Source organism: Stenotrophomonas lactitubi (assembly GCF_002803515.1).
GTDB classification, from domain to species: domain Bacteria; phylum Pseudomonadota; class Gammaproteobacteria; order Xanthomonadales; family Xanthomonadaceae; genus Stenotrophomonas; species Stenotrophomonas lactitubi.
The window spans coordinates 405,389-419,365 of the sequence record NZ_PHQX01000001.1 but is presented as its reverse complement, the minus strand read 5'-3'; the positions used below and the strand labels follow the sequence as shown (position 1 = coordinate 419,365).

At 65.5% G+C, this 13,977-nt stretch carries 13 protein-coding genes and 1 tRNA gene; 5 read left to right on the top strand and 9 right to left on the bottom strand.

All coding sequences use genetic code 11. From position 1 onward, the window contains the following. Window positions 1-18: 18 nt before the first annotated feature. Entirely contained in the window at window positions 19-882 is an 864-nt protein-coding gene (locus CR156_RS01940) for a DMT family transporter (protein WP_100551712.1), read from the bottom strand. A gap of 133 nt (window positions 883-1,015) precedes the next feature. Between CR156_RS01940 and CR156_RS01935 the strand changes: the two genes are divergently transcribed. Next, window positions 1,016-2,395, top strand: coding sequence for an aminotransferase-like domain-containing protein (locus tag CR156_RS01935; protein ID WP_100551711.1), 1,380 nt, complete (start codon window positions 1,016-1,018; stop codon window positions 2,393-2,395). 23 nt (window positions 2,396-2,418) lie between these two features. On the opposite strand, the gene CR156_RS01930 is transcribed toward CR156_RS01935, so the two are convergent. After that, a complete protein-coding gene (locus CR156_RS01930; RefSeq protein WP_100551710.1) occupies window positions 2,419-2,886 on the bottom strand; it encodes a macro domain-containing protein in 468 nt (155 codons plus the stop codon). A gap of 137 nt (window positions 2,887-3,023) precedes the next feature. Here CR156_RS01930 and CR156_RS01925 point away from each other — a divergent pair, with 137 nt between their 5' ends. Then, window positions 3,024-3,710, top strand: coding sequence for a class I SAM-dependent methyltransferase (locus CR156_RS01925; RefSeq protein WP_100551709.1), 687 nt, complete (start codon window positions 3,024-3,026; stop codon window positions 3,708-3,710). A 15-nt stretch (window positions 3,711-3,725) separates the two neighbouring features. Here CR156_RS01925 and smqnr read toward each other — a convergent pair whose 3' ends face one another. After that, on the bottom strand, window positions 3,726-4,373 hold the full coding sequence (smqnr, locus tag CR156_RS01920) for a SmQnr family pentapeptide repeat protein (RefSeq protein WP_100551708.1): 648 nt from the start codon (window positions 4,371-4,373) through the stop codon (window positions 3,726-3,728). Between the two features lie 174 nt (window positions 4,374-4,547). Here smqnr and CR156_RS01915 point away from each other — a divergent pair, with 174 nt between their 5' ends. Beyond that, window positions 4,548-5,321 carry a DeoR/GlpR family DNA-binding transcription regulator gene (locus CR156_RS01915; RefSeq protein WP_100551707.1) on the top strand — a complete coding sequence of 258 codons (774 nt, stop codon included), beginning with the start codon at window positions 4,548-4,550 and terminating at the stop codon, window positions 5,319-5,321. An 11-nt stretch (window positions 5,322-5,332) separates the two neighbouring features. After that, complete coding sequence (locus tag CR156_RS01910; protein WP_100551706.1) at window positions 5,333-6,466, top strand: MFS transporter; 1,134 nt, start codon at window positions 5,333-5,335, stop codon at window positions 6,464-6,466. An 85-nt stretch (window positions 6,467-6,551) separates the two neighbouring features. On the opposite strand, the gene CR156_RS01905 is transcribed toward CR156_RS01910, so the two are convergent. The 5 genes from CR156_RS01905 to CR156_RS01885 form a co-directional block, all read right to left on the bottom strand. Further along, window positions 6,552-7,832 carry an RICIN domain-containing protein gene (locus tag CR156_RS01905; protein WP_100551705.1) on the bottom strand — a complete coding sequence of 427 codons (1,281 nt, stop codon included), beginning with the start codon at window positions 7,830-7,832 and terminating at the stop codon, window positions 6,552-6,554. A 170-nt stretch (window positions 7,833-8,002) separates the two neighbouring features. Further along, window positions 8,003-9,508, bottom strand: a complete 1,506-nt coding sequence (locus CR156_RS01900; RefSeq protein WP_100551704.1) for a PepSY-associated TM helix domain-containing protein — start codon at window positions 9,506-9,508, stop codon at window positions 8,003-8,005. Window positions 9,509-9,519: 11 nt separating this feature from the next. Further along, window positions 9,520-11,658, bottom strand: a complete 2,139-nt coding sequence (locus CR156_RS01895; protein WP_100551703.1) for a TonB-dependent receptor — start codon at window positions 11,656-11,658, stop codon at window positions 9,520-9,522. A 129-nt stretch (window positions 11,659-11,787) separates the two neighbouring features. Beyond that, window positions 11,788-12,174, bottom strand: a complete 387-nt coding sequence (locus CR156_RS01890; protein WP_100551702.1) for a DUF2946 family protein — start codon at window positions 12,172-12,174, stop codon at window positions 11,788-11,790. Window positions 12,175-12,381: 207 nt separating this feature from the next. Then, complete coding sequence (locus tag CR156_RS01885) at window positions 12,382-12,762, bottom strand: tautomerase family protein (RefSeq protein ID WP_100551701.1); 381 nt, start codon at window positions 12,760-12,762, stop codon at window positions 12,382-12,384. Between the two features lie 566 nt (window positions 12,763-13,328). On the opposite strand from CR156_RS01885, the gene CR156_RS01880 reads away from it, so the two are divergent. After that, a complete protein-coding gene (locus tag CR156_RS01880) occupies window positions 13,329-13,757 on the top strand; it encodes a hypothetical protein (protein WP_100551700.1) in 429 nt (142 codons plus the stop codon). Between the two features lie 54 nt (window positions 13,758-13,811). On the opposite strand, the gene CR156_RS01875 is transcribed toward CR156_RS01880, so the two are convergent. Further along, window positions 13,812-13,886: transfer RNA gene (locus tag CR156_RS01875), tRNA-Val, on the bottom strand. Window positions 13,887-13,977: the final 91 nt, after the last annotated feature.

Here is a 13,977-nt window from a genome sequence, read left to right as displayed (position 1 = left end):
GACGATGGGGCTGGGCTGTCAGCGGCTGAAGCGACGGGCACCGGCTACGCAGATCACCGCCGCTACGGTCACCAGCAGCATGCCCGCGCTGACGGTCTCGTGCAGCAGCATCGCCGCCAGCGCCAGGCCGAAGAACGGCTGCAGCAGCTGCAGCTGGCCAACCGCGGCGATGCCACCCTGGGCCAGACCGCGATACCAGAACAGGAACCCGATCAGCATGCTGAACACCGCCACATACCCCAGCGCCCACCAGGCCGAGGCAGCGACCGCCGTGAACGAGACCGGGCGCATCGCCACCATCAGCGGCAGCATCACCGGCAGTGCCAACAGCAGTGCCCAGCTGATCACCTGCCAACCGCCCAGATGCCGGGCCAGGCGGCCGCCCTCGGCGTAGCCGAGCCCGCAGACCACGATCGCCGCCAGCATCAGCAGGTCGGCCTGCAGCGAGGCCTCGATGCCGTTGCGTGCGGCGTAGCCGACCACGCAGGCGCTGCCCAGCAGCGAGAACACCCAGAATGCCGGGCGTGGCCGGTCACCGCCGCGCAGGACGCCGAATACTGCTGTGCTCAGTGGCAGCAGTCCCAGGAACACGATGGTGTGGGCTGACGTTGCATGGCGCAGGGCCAACGCGGTCAGCAGGGGAAAGCCCACCACCACGCCCAAGCTGACCAGCACCAGGCCGGGCAGATCGCTTCTGAGCGGGCGCGGCTGCCGCAATGCCAGCAGCAGTACCAGCCCCAGCAACGCGGCAATGCTGGCGCGCGCGGCAGTAACGAAGCTGGCGTCCAGTTCCATTACCGCCAGACGGGTGGCCGGCAAGGAGCCGGCGAAGATCACTACACCGATGAAGCCATTGATCCACCCGCTTGCCGACCGTTCCACACCCTGCTCCAGAAGTACCGGGCGACAGCCGGCTGTGCCCGTCATTGAGCCACCGGGCGCCGGCGATACACAGCTACAATCCAGTACAGTCACAAGTAACTGTACTGCTCACAATTCCCCTACAGTCGCCCTCATGACCCGACCACCCAGCCGCATCGACAGCGTCATCCACGCCGTCCGCTCACGCATCAGCTCGCGCCTGGATGGCCCGGGCAGCCGCCTGCCCTCGGTGCGCGCGCAGGCGGTGGCGATGGCCGTTTCCGTGTCCACCGTGGTCGAGGCCTACGAACGATTGGCGGCCGAGGGCGTGATCGCCGCGCGCGCCGGCTCCGGCTTCTATGTGACTGGCCCGGCAGCACCGCTGGCGCTGGCCGAGATGGAACCGCGCCTTGATCGCGCGGTGGACCCGCTGTGGGTATCGCGGCAATCACTGGAAACCCCACCCGGCCACCTCAAGCCCGGCTGCGGCTGGATGCCCAGCGACTGGCTGTACCACGATGGCCTGCGCCGTGGCCTGCGCCGCATGGCCCGCGCCGACGCCGCACACCTGGTTGACTACGCCGGGCCACTCGGCCTGCCGGCACTGCGGCAGACGCTGCAGCGACGCGCGGCCACGCTGGGCATCGAAGCGTCGATGGAGCAGCTGCTGCTGGCCGAATCGGGAACGCATGCGGTCGACCTGATCTGCCGCTTCCTGCTGAAGCCCGGCGACTGCGTGCTGGTCGATGATCCGAGCTACTTCAACTACCACGCACTGTTGAAGGCGCATCAGGTGCAGGCCATCGGCGTGCCCTACACGCACACCGGCCCGGATCTGGAAGTGTTCGCCAGCGCATTGCAGGAACATGCGCCGCGCCTGTACATCACCAATTCCGGACTGCACAACCCGACCGGCGCGGTGCTGTCGGCGACCACGGCCCATCGCCTGCTGGGCCTGGCCGAACGCAGCGAACTGATCATCATCGAGGATGACATCTTCGCCGACTTCGAGCTGCGTCCGGCGCCGCGGCTGGCAGCGCTGGATGGATTGTCGCGGGTAATCCATGTCGGCAGTTTCTCCAAGACCATCTCCGCGGCATCGCGCTGCGGCTACATCGCCGCGCGCCCGGACTGGATCGAGGCACTGACCGATCTGAAGCTGGCCACCAGCTTCGGCGGCGGGCACCTGGCCGCACACCTGATGCAGATCGCGCTGACCGACAGCGGCTACCGCCGGCACATGCAGGCGGTGCGCACGCGCCTGGCCGATGCGCGCAAGCACACCCTGCGGCAGGTGCAGAAGCTGGGCATCACGCCATGGCTGCAACCGGAAGCAGGGCTGTTCCTGTGGTGCCAGCTGCCCGATGGCCGCGATGCATCGGCCGTGGCACGGCAGTGCCTGCGCGAAGGCGTGGTGGTGGCGCCCGGCAATGCCTTCAGCCAGTCGCAGCGGGCTGCCGACTACGTGCGCTTCAATGTGTCGCAGTGCCGGGACCCGAAGATCTGGCAGGTGCTTGGGAAGGCGTTGGACTAGCGCCTCAACCGGGGCATCCGCAGTCACGCCGCCAGCGGCACACCTTCGACAAACGTCTCGCAAACTCGCAGGCGAATCGGCGTCGCAGCACCGAACGCCTCGAGGAGCGCGCGAACCCGCGGCCACTCGAGCCCCCCCAACCCGGCACCGATACTCGGCAGCGCAATCTCGGGTACCTCGCGTACCTCGGCTTCGCGCAGCATCTCCGACAGCGCTCGCTCTACCGCACTGAACTCAGCCTTCGTGCGCCAGCTGAGCTGTGTGCCCAGATTGAACACAGTGACAGCCCCCTCCTCCCATACAAAGACATCTCCCGGGGCGAATTCACCAGCCATGCAAAGGCGTCGGTAGGCTTCATACATCGCCGGCCAGTGCTGACGGAACGCCACCGCGATGCCCTTGCCCATTGCCCCTGCGCAGTTGCATCCGTGGGCGTAGCTGCTCAACCCCGGTGTAGCGAAGATGTCGCCGGTTTCGAAACTGACGGGCATGCGTGTGATCCTCTGCTGCGGATGCAATAGTGTCCAGCCCAGGTGTCTCAACTCCTGAGACCAGAATGGTATGCGAAGCACTTGATACGCCGCGCCGCAAGCACCATGACCTCGGAATCTACCCGCCAGGAATGAGCATGCCTTCCTTCTCCGATCCCCACGCCGTCGCCCGCTACGCCGACGGCCCGCTGCGGCAGGTGCCGGGTTTCCTAGGACTGCAGCAGATGACCCACCTGCTGCTGGCCGAACATGTGCCCGACGATGGCCAGGTGCTGGTGCTCGGCGCAGGTGGCGGCCTGGAGCTCAAGGCCTTCACCGAAGCGCACCCGCAGTGGCAGATGCTCGGTATCGATCCGGCCGCGCCAATGCTCGCGCTGGCCGAACAGACCCTGGGGCCATTGATGGCGCAGGTCACGCTGCTGGAAGGCTACGTCGACGATGCCCCGCCCACCGTCTTCGACGGCGCCACCTGCCTGCTCACCCTGCATTTCCTCACCGTTGAGCAACGACTGCACACCCTGCGCGAACTGCGGCAACGACTGCGTCCGGGTGCGCCGCTGGTGGTCGCCCACCACAGCGTGCCGCAGGACGCGGCCGGCAAGCATCGCTGGCTGCAGCGCTATGCTGCGTTCGGCGAGGCCTCCGGCATTCCACGTGCCGATGCGCAGCGCGCAGCCGCCGCGATCGCCGAGCGTCTACCGCTGTTGTCGCCCGAGCAGGAAGTGGCGCTGCTGCAGGAGGCTGGCTTCGACAACGTGGAACTGTTCTACGCCGGCTTCAGCTTCAAGGGCTGGGTGGCCCATGCGCCGACCGCGCCGGCATAGCGCCGCCACGCACGCTCAAGGCACCACGGTGATGCCGATCCGCTGCATCAGCAGCGCCACCTGCTGCACATCCAGCGTGGCGCCACGCAGGTTGGTGCTGCGCACGTCCAGCTCACCCAGTTCGGAGTTGGTCAGGTCGCAATCGGTGAAGTTGGCCGTGTTCCAGTCGATGCCATCGAACTGGCCACCGGACAGGTCCGACCCTGCAAAACTGGCACCGCTGACGTTGGCCCCTTCCCAGCGGTTTTCCCACAGCTCGCACTTCTCCAGCGTCACCCGCGAGAAGTTGGCATAGCGCAGGTTGGTCTTCTTGATGAAGGCGCTGCAGAACCAGCTGCGCGTGGTGATCTGGTTCATGAAACTGGCGTTGCTGAAATCGGCGCCCTGCGCGCGGCACTCGCTGATTTCCAGCCCCAGCGCCTTGATGAAGTTGAAGTTGCACATGCTGATGTCGCACTGGCGGAAGCTGGCTTCTTTCAACGTGGCACCACTGAAACGGCACCCGGTGCGCGTGTCGGCGTCGTAGAAACCGCAGTTCACGAACTCGGTGGCGGTGAGGTCCGCGCCGGAGAAATCGCACTCGTGGAACTGCTGGTCGACCACCTTCTGGCCGGTGAATTGATCAGCGCCGATGCGCAGCTTGTGATGAACGGTGGAGGACATGCAGGGTTCCGTGCCGGGTGCCTCGCCATGATGCCGCGCGGGAAAGGGAATGAGCAGCGCCAGCGCCCGCGCGATTCACCATCGCTGCAGTTGGAGTGTGTACAGCCCGTCTCGCCAACTTCTGGCCGGGCACTCGATGTTGCACGTTCATGCACGTTTATGCACAATTGAAGCATGAACTCCGACCCCGCCCTCCCCGCCGAACGTACCCAGCTGATCCTGCAGGAGCTGCGCCAGCAGGGGCGCGTAGTGGCCGCCGAACTGGCCCGCCGCTATGGCATATCCGAAGATTCGATCCGCCGCGATCTGCGTGAACTGGCCGCCCAGGGCCTGTGCCAGCGCGTCTATGGTGGCGCGGTGCTGCCGGCCCCGAAGGCGGTACCGCTGCGCGAACGGATGACCCAGGACCGCACCGGCAAGGATGAGCTGGCCGCCCGTGTCTGCACGTTGCTGCAGCCCGGCCAGGTCCTGCTGATCGATGCCGGCTCGACCAACCTGGCCATCGCCCAGCAGCTGCCGGGTGCGCTGGGGCTGACGGTGATCACCAACGCGCCACAGATCGCCACCGCCGCGGCGTGGCAGGACGGCACCACCGTGCAGCTGATCGGTGGGCGCCTGGCCGCAGGCGGCGGCGCGGTCGGTGCCGAGGCGCTGGCCCAGGTGCAGCACCTGCGGGCGGATGTCTTTCTGCCCGGCCCCTGCGCCGTCGACGTCGATACCGGCGTGTGGGCGATGGACGCCGAGGAAGCCACGCTCAAGCGCGCGATGGTCGCCTGCAGCAGCCGCATCATCGTCGCCGCCACCACCGAAAAACTGGGCGCACGCGGCAACTGGCAGATCGCCGGCCTGGACGACATCGACGATCTGGTACTGACCACCTCGGCACCACCTGCGCTGGCCGCCCGTTTCCGTGCCGCCGGTATCGCCGTACATCCGACACCTCCCTGACCGTACCGCCCATGTCCCTCGCCAACCGACCGCGTGCCGAACAGCACGCGACCCGCGCTGCATTCTTCATTCCCGGCTTCGCTACTGCGCTGTGGGCCACGCTGGTGCCCTTCGCCAAGGCGCGCACCGACATCAACGACGCCACGCTGGGTCTGGTGCTGCTCTGCCTGGGCGCCGGCTCGCTGCTGGCCATGCCGTTGTCGGGCCTGTTCGCCGCACGGCTGGGCTGCCGCCGGGTGATGGTCGCCACCACGCTGATCATCTGCGCAACGGTACCCGGCCTGGCGCTGGCCGAGTCGGTGTGGATGCTGGGCCTGGTGCTGTTCGTCTTCGGTGCCGGCGTGGGTGCGATGGACTGCACCATGAACGTACAGGCCGTGGTGGTGGAACGCGAAGCACAGCGGGTGATGATGTCCGGCTTCCACGCGTTCTTCAGCATCGGTGGATTCCTCGGCGCGGCGACGATGACCCTGTTGCTGAGCGCGCGCATGGCGCCGATCTCGGCGGTGCTGCTCGGCGTATTGATGATGGGTGTGGTCGCACTGCTGTCGGCGCGCTACTGGCGTGGCGAGCGCGTCGCACACGATACACTGCTGCTGGCGTGGCCGCGCGGCATCGTCATGTTCATCGGCGTGCTTGCCTTCATCGCGTTCCTGGCGGAAGGCGCGATGCTGGACTGGAGTGCGGTGTTCCTCACCGACATCCGCCAGGTCGATGCCAGCCATGCCGGCATCGGCTACGTCACCTTCACCCTGACCATGACCGTGGCGCGCCTGTTCGGCGACCGCCTGGTGGAGCGCATCGGCCGGCAGAAGGCCATCGTGGCCGGTGCGCTGCTGGCCTGCGCCGGCGTGCTGGTGCTCACCCTGGTCACGCCGTGGCAGGCGTCACTGGGCGGCTACGTGCTGGTCGGGCTGGGCTGCGCCAACATCGCACCGGCGCTGTTCTCGCTGGCTGGCAGCCAGAACCGGATGCCGCAGGCGATCGCCATCACTGCGGTCTCCACGCTTGGATTTGCCGGCATTCTTGCCGGCCCGGCGCTGATCGGCTTCGCCGCCAATCACTTCGGCCTCATCGCCGCCTTCGTCGGCGTGGCGATGGCGCTGCTGCTGGTGGCGGTGTCGACGCGGTGGCTGCGGATGTAAACCTGCATGGCAGGCGGTTGACCTGTCCCTGCAAAGAACCGTGCGCGCGAAGGCGCACGGTTCCACACTGCATCGGGCCGAAAAGTCAGTAGGAGGAGAATTCCCAGCGCTGATTCTCTGTGCCCTGGCACATCCACATGTGCACCTTCGAGCCATTGGTGTTACCCATGCCCGGGTCATCCAGGCACATGTTGGTCTGCGGGTTGCGGATCTCGCCTACCAGCCGCCAGGACTGGTGCGCGCCACCATTGCAGGACCACATGCGGATCGGATTCCCGTCATGGCTCGCACCGTCAGCCGCTTCCAGGCATTTGCCGCCCAGCCCACGGATAGACCCGTCCGCGCCCAGTTCGAAGCGCTGCTGCGGCACGCCCGTGCAATCCCACAACTGCACGCGGGTGCCATCCGCGGAATTCGCACCCTCAACATCCAGGCACTTGCCACCGACACCGACAATCGAGCCGTTGGCGGGATTGAACTCCCACTTCTGGTTGCTGGTCAGCGCATTGCTGTACAGCTGGATCTTGGTGCCGTTGGCGCTTGACGCACCGGTAGCATCCAGCACCTTGTTGGCCACACCGACGATGGACGTGTTGGTGAACTTCCACGATTGGTTCCAGTCACCATGCGCGTCGTAGAGCTGGATCCGGCTTCCGTTGCTGGTGCCATAGCCCACGATATCGAGCACGCGATTGCTGGGCACCCCCGTGATGGTCGAGGTATTGGGCTTCACCGTCCAAAGCTGCTGTGCGGTGCCCGGCGTGCAATCCCACACCTGGATGGCGGTGCCCGGCGCGGTGTTGGCGCCCTCGGCATCCAGGCACTTGTTGCCCATGCCGCGGATCTCACCAAAGGTGGGAATGTTGCGCAGGTTGACTGGCGCCGACACAGACCCTTGCGAGAACTGACCATCGCCACTGAACGTCGCGGTGATCGATGCGGTAGTGAAACCTGCCGGAACGGTGTAGTTGATCGCGACCTTGGCCGGACGGCCGTAGGCGTACTTGTGCGTACAGACCTGGACGTCACGGATGGCAGCCCAGCACCCCTTGTCCAGGTCGGAAACCGTACCGAGGAACGGCGTGTTGACCGTACTGACCTGCACCTTGCCCACCGCCTGGCCATTGACCTTGAACTCGACCGTCCCACCGATCTGATCGTTGCCCGGAATGTGATACAGCCCCAGCGCCTGGCCATCGACCTGCGCGGAAAGCTGGATAACCTGTCCCGGCGCCGGAAGTGCGTTGGAAACAGAGGCAGTTGTGGTGGTCGGGAAGTTGTACAGACGCGGCAACGATTTGGCCTGTGCGCCTGAAGACGCAGCTGCAATTCCAATTGCGAGAACACCCATCGAAACGTAATTCATCCTTGCTCCATCTACGTTGTGTGGAAATCCTATCCAGGGACTACCATCGAAGCACTGCAAGCATTGAGCCCCTGCACTTTCCTGGCCGCAGACATCGGCTACGGACCGCAGCCCCTCGTTGCCCAGGAACTCCGGATAGTCTCACAGCCTTCCACCCAGAGGTATTGGCGTTACCGTTTCCGCCGCGAGAATGTCATCCGCAACCGCCGATAGCCGATCACCGTGGCCGTCGCGCACAGCGCGGTACCTGCCAGGCTGAGCAACAGCAGCACGACCAAGCGGCTGTTCGGCTGTCGCAGCAGCGCGGGTAGATCCCAGCTGTGCAGGAAGGAAAACAGCCAGCGACCTGCGCGCTCGCGCTTGCCCATCGTCAACAGCGGATCGCCGGTGGCCAGGTCCACATAGACGCGGGTTGCCTCAGCATCATCGAAGTCAGCCATCGCCACCGGAAAGCGACGTACCGCGGCGCCATTCATCGCCTCTGCAGCGCGCGGATAGAAGTAAGCATCGGGCGTCTGCAGAATGGTGAACTCACGCAGGCGCGCATCGGACATCGCCGCTACCCTGCCCTGCAGCCAGTCTGCACCGAATGCAGTGGATACCTGCAGTGCGCCGCCACGCTCCGTGACCACCCGTGAATCGGCGTTGCCGTCCAGCGCCACAGCGAACAGTTCACCGCCGATGCGTCGCCACTGGATCTCGACCGGCACGAACTGCGGCGTGTGCACTGCAGCCAGTACCGCAGCCGGCTGTGCGATGACGCCTGCATCCGCCCGAACCTCACCCTGATAGCGCGCAGCGTTGAGCGAGGCGCGTGAGCTGCTGAAAACACCCAGCGGATTCATCGACATCAGGCCACTGAAGATCCAGGTGAACACGAATGCGCTCGCCATCAACCCGATCAGGTGATGCCAGCGCATCCACGGTTCCTGGTACGGCGTCTTCGACCCTGAGCGGTACTGCCCGCGAAACCGCCAGCGCCAGATGCCGACCACGACCCCGCTGATCGCGGCCACCGTACACAGCGCTGAAAGCACAATCACCGTCCACGTCCACACCGGGTCCACCGACTGCATACGCAGGAAGTACAGCCAGTGCAGCCACGCCCCCACATAGTTCCACCGCTGCTGCAGGCGCGGTGCATCCAGCACCACTTCGCCGGTGCGCGAGGACACGTAGACATCACCAGGCTCTGCGCCACCCACGCCGACGCGGTACAGCGGCCGGTGCGGATCAAGGCCGCGCGAATGCGTCCAGCGATCCTCGTCCAGCGGCATCGCGCCAACGAAAGCCGGCCCACCGGCGAACTGCGCGGCGGAGACTTCGGCCAGCTGCGCCGATACAGGCGGCAATGCCTGTCCGGTAAGCGCCGACCACGCGCCCATGTGCGTCCCGGAGCGCACCACGTAGGCGGGCTCGCCACGCAGCGTCGTCAACACGACCCGCTCAGGCTCCTGTCGCACGGCGTCCGGCAGCACGGAAAGTGCCTGCCAGCCGCGCGCATCTGCCAGTGCGGGCAGCGCGGCCAAGCGTTCTCCCGGCGTCAGCTTCGGGTAACCGATGAACAGCATCACCATGCCGCTGACGAACCACAGCAACATCAGCAGGCACCCACCAATGCCCAGCCAACGGTGCACCAGGTAGGTCCAGCGCTTGGCAGTGGATCGCAGCGACATGGCAGCCGTCCTCAGAAGCGCTGGTCGAAGGTGAATTCGACGCGCCGGTCGGCGCCCAGCAGCCACTGCGTGCTGGTGTAGTACGCCGTGGCGTAGTACGCCTTGTCGAACACGTTGAACACGCGCGCGGTCACCCGTGTACGTGGGGCTGCCTGCCAGGTCAGGGCCAGATCGGTGGTGGTGTAACCCGGCAGCTGCAGCGTGTTGGCGTTGTCGGCATAGCGCTTGCCCACGTAGCGCACGCCACTGGCCACGCTCCAGTCGGGCAGGAACTGCCAGCTCAACCAGGCGTTGGCCAGGCGCTCAGCCACGTTCGGCGGCACGTTGCCATCACGCGAGACGATCACCGCCGGCGTGCCGGTGGCTTCCAGGAAATCCTCGAACTCGGCCTTGAGCACGGTCGCGTTGGCATCCAGCGACCACTGCGGCGCGAAGGCCCAGTTCAACGAGGCTTCGATTCCCTTTGAGGTCTGTGCACCCACCTGCACGCGACGGTCCGGTTGCAGCGGGTCACGGCTGAGCAGCCCGGTCTTGCGGATGCGATAGGCTGCCAGCGTCCACTCGCCCCCATCGAAGGCCTGCTTCATGCCGATCTCGATCTGCTTGCCCTTGGCCAGATCGAACACGCCGTTGGCCGGACTGATCATCAACAGCCCACTGACCGGGTCCGCCGCCTGCGAGTACTGCGCATAGAGGGTCATCGACGGTTGTACCGCGAACACCGTGCCCGCGCGCCAGCCGGTGCTGTTGTAGGTCTTCGAGAACGCCCGCTGGCCGCTGACCAGGTCGTTGCGATCGATCGTGGCGCGATCGTGACGCACGCCAGCAAGCACCGACCAACGCTCGCTCAGTTCCAGCCGGTCTTCCACGAACAGCGCGACCTGCTCGGCGCTGTTGCGGTAGCGCGGCAGGTTGGGTGCATCGCTGACGAACCCGCCGGGCACCGGGTTGAAGGGATCCACCGGTCCCGAGCTGCCCGCATAGGTGTTGTTGGTGTGCTTGAAATGCGCACGGTTGGCATCGAAGCCAACGGCGAAACTGTTGGGCAGTCCGCCCGCATTCCCCAGCAGGCGCAGCGTGGAGGTCAGCCCTGTCTGGTCCTGGTTGTGGGTGATCTGGGTGTTGCCGGAGCGGTCGATCAGGCCGGTGCGCTCGTTGGAGACATAGGCCTCGGCGTTGCGCCAATCGCGCTGGCTGTCGATCTGGTAGACGCGCGTGCGCCACTCCACGTTCTCGTTCGGCGTCCACAGCGCATCAAGCTGGGTCCAGCGGTCGCGGAAACGAATCACGCTGTCGGCCACGTTGTAGTTCTCGTGGCGCAGTGCATCCAGCTGCCGCCCATCGATCAACGGCGTACCGAAGTAGCGCATCGGCTTCTGGTAGCCCTGCGCATGGGTCAGCGTGAACTGCAGATCCGCCCGTGGCTGCCACAGCAACGCACCGGAAAACGTGGCATCGCCGTTGTGGCCGCGGTCGACCCACCCGCTGCTGTAGTTGCCGCTGACGTCCACGCGGTAAGCCAGCGCCGGCGTGAGCGCACCGCCACTGCCGAATCCGAGTCGCGCGGTGTCTTCGCTGCCCAGGGTGACGCTTACCTCGTTCTCGATGGCACCGCGCGAAGGCTTCTTCGGCACGATGTTGACCACGCCGCCGATGGCGCCATCACCATGGATGACCGAGGCCGGCCCACGCAGCACTTCGATGCGCTCGATCGACCAGGTATCGAACGGGAAGGTGATGCCCACACCGCCGTACTGGCGCAGGCCGTCGTACAGGCGCATCACCGAGGCGCCATCGGTAAAGCCACGGCTGGACAGCGCACTCAGGCCGTTGCCCGGATGGGGAAGTGCGCTGATCGCGCCGGCGCGGGTGATCGCGTCGTTGAGATTGGAATCACCGCGCTGCTCCAACTGCTCGCGCGAAATCACGGTCAGGCTGGCCGGGGTCTGCAGCACGCTCAGGCCGAGGGCCGAGCCGGTGCTGGCGGTGGAGGACAGCGCACCGCTGCGGGTATCCACCACGCGGACGGTATCCAGGGTGGTCGGTGGTGCCGCGTCGGCAGCAAGGGCAGAAGCGGAGTGCAGCAGCAGCGCACAAGCGACAGACAGCGCCGCCCGACGCAGGCGCACGGAGTTGGGGTTTGTTTTCATTGTTTCACGGCATGCAAGGCCACCCCGCAGTCGCAGGGAAGCTCAAGGAGTTCGGGAAACGCGCACGCAGTAGTGCCAGGCCATGCCTGGCAGCTCGGGAGAATCAATCCAAGGGCGCACGCGCAGGGCTCAAGCGGCCAGCAGTACCGGTGGCCCACGCGCTCCCAACGTGCCGCTGATCCGCTGCGGCAACGTCTGCACCGCACCACGCAGCGCGCGGCACACCGGTGCCAGCGGCATCATCAACAGCAGCGCCGCCACCAGCAGGGTGATCAGTCGTGCGGCAATCAGGCAGTAGTCGCAGTCCACGCCCATCTCGTGGTCGGCGTGTGGATCGGCCGGCGGCTTCGGTGCGGCTTCGCCATGCTGCATTGCCATCGCGTGGTGGTCGTGGTGCCCTTCCATCGCGTGCTGTGCGTGCAGGGTGTGGTCCATGACCGCCACCGGTGCAGCAACAGCAACGTGCGCATCTGCCAGCCAGCGGCTCACCAGCGGGGCAAGCAGCACCAGCAGCATGGCAAGCCATGCCAGGGTCTGGAACCGGCGGTGGAGAGCAGAGCGGCGCACGCGGCCATTCTACGGGCCCAGGGCCAACCCTGGACCGCGTTCAGGGTTTACCTGCTGCGACACTGTGACGCAGGGCTCTGGCACCGACAACATCGATGAACACGTCTTCGCGACGGATCCAGTAGATCCACGCCATGCGTGGATGCGCTTCGCGCATCAACTCACGTACTGCGCCTGGCCGTTACCGAACGACCAGTTCTCCTTCTTCACTTCCACCAGATTGATGAACACATCCTCGCGGCGGATACCCACTGCCGCATGCAGGCCATCGGCAATGCCCAGGTACAACGCCTTTTTCTGCTCCAGCGTGCGCCCTTCGTTCCAGGTGATCTGGATGCAGATGAAGTCATCGCTGCGGGCGATGCCGAGGTAACCCGGGTCGAACACGAGCGTGCCGCCGTCGTGCTCCTGGAAGATCTGGAAGCGATCGTTTTCCGGCACGCCGACCGCGCGCATGGCCTGGTAGATCGCCTCGCCGACACGCTGGCGGTACTCCACGGTTTTACCTTTGCGAAGATCGATGCGGGCGAGCGGCATGGTGGCATTCCAAGGATGGGAGGGGCACAACAATGGGCCGAGATTACGCCCGCCAAGGGCGCCGGAACAGCGCATGGATGGAACCCTCTGCCTCCATCCGTGACATGTTCCCGCAAGCACCGCGCGAGGTGACGCGATCGCCATGGTGGCGTTCCTGCGGAGTCGTCATATGCACGCCCGGCAGGGGCGGCGATTTGTGCCATCAGTGACGGGCTGCACAGCGGGCTGGTGCTCGACGGCACAGAACAGAAAACGCTTGGCCTGCTTAGGGGTAGTTGAGAACTTTCCTTGCAGACCGACGTGATTGTTCGACTTGATGATCGCCGGGCCGAGGCAAGTTGCCTTGGCCGGGATTGGCGTCTCGAAAAAGCAAACCTGACGGATTGGTTGCGCAGCAGTGCGTAGCCGCAAGAATGCACCGACGGCCCTCAATGGCGGGCGGTGCGTGGGGATCACTCGATCCGCCGGGTGTTTTCTCACTCCGTTGTGTTTGCCCCGGTACGCCAACCCGCACCGTCCGCCACCTTCACTACGGAAGGTGGTCCTACGCCAGTGAGGGTTCCGCCATGACCAACAAAACCGTCCTCCATCCTCGCCTGCTTGCCTTGATCGGCGACATCGCCAGCGACGTGCCTGAAGACCTCGCGCGCGAGATCGAGTGCGCACTGAAGGAGCAGCAGATCCCGTCATCGCAGCCGATGTTCTTCACCTTCCTTGATGCGGTACGCAAGGGAGATGGCGAAGACGGCCAGCCGTGCACCACGCAGACACTCAACGCGCAGACCATTGCCTCCCTCGGCCGTTCACTGTCCGCACTGAACACCATGCTCGATCTTCTGCACGCGGCAGAGCACACGCGCGTGGTCGGCGGCACCGACGAGCAGATCGGCGACTTCCATCGAAACGGTCTGCTGCTGGCCGCACGCCAGATCGCGCGTGCCGCGCAGACCGGCCTCGGCGATGCGATCACAGCCGGGGGAAAGGAGCCCGGTTGAATCACGGGCAACAAAAAAGCCCCCATTGCTGGAGGCTTTTTTCGTTCTGCAACATGGTGGGCGGTACAGGGATCGAACCTGTGACCCTTGCCGTGTGAAGGCAATGCTCTACCGCTGAGCTAACCGCCCGGTGTGTTGCTGAGCCGCTCATTATAGGGCGGTTTTTCAGGGCGTCAACACCTTTTCACATCGTGTTTGCCGGCCCATTTCCCCCATCAGC